This is a genomic window from Pseudomonas sp. EL_65y_Pfl2_R96, from assembly GCF_963970905.1.
Classification (GTDB): Bacteria; Pseudomonadota; Gammaproteobacteria; order Pseudomonadales; family Pseudomonadaceae; genus Aquipseudomonas.
Genome location: NZ_CAXAQH010000164.1, coordinates 1 through 584, shown reverse-complemented (window position 1 = coordinate 584; position 584 = coordinate 1). Strand labels below are relative to the sequence as shown.

The window sequence follows — 584 nt, the reverse complement described above, 5'->3', positions numbered from 1 at the left end:
ACATGGAGCGCATGAGAGATGAGCGGCGGGCTATGTGTCGCGCGCCATGGAAAACTGCCCCCTCGGCGTCATGAGGAATTGCCCCCTCCTTGGATAGCCGAGGAGAGAGCGAATGAACGAGGAACGAATCACGGAAGGCTCATCGTGGAGTGATCCACGGGGGCAGGTGATGAAGACGCCGGATGACGTGGCGGAGATGTTGCGCCTGAGGGCGTGCGGGTGGGGTCTGAAGCGGATTGCGCGCGAGCTGGGCTGCAGCCATCACACGGTAAAGGACTACGTGGCGGCGGGCGGCGTGAAGCCGTTCAAATCGCCTGAGCGGCCGAAACGGCTTGATGGCCTTGAGGGTTGGCTGCGCGAGAGGCTCATTCGGCATCGCGGCAATGCCGACGTGGTGCGCCAGGACCTGTTGGCCGAGAAAGGCGTGGCGGTCAGCCGGCGAACGCTGCAACGCGCCGTGCAGCCCTATCGCCAGGCGCTGAAGGCCGAGGCGCTGGCGACGACGCGGTTCGAGACGCCCCCGGGCCGGCAGCTGCAGATCGATTTTGGCGAGCGTCTGGTCGAGATCGGCGGGGTGAAGATCA

General features: G+C 65.2%; 1 protein-coding gene. It reads left to right on the top strand.

The features are described from left to right. Positions 1 to 112: 112 nt before the first annotated feature. Positions 113 to 584: helix-turn-helix domain-containing protein (locus AACY49_RS30015; protein ID WP_339527851.1), on the top strand; the 472-nt coding region annotated here is incomplete at its 3' end.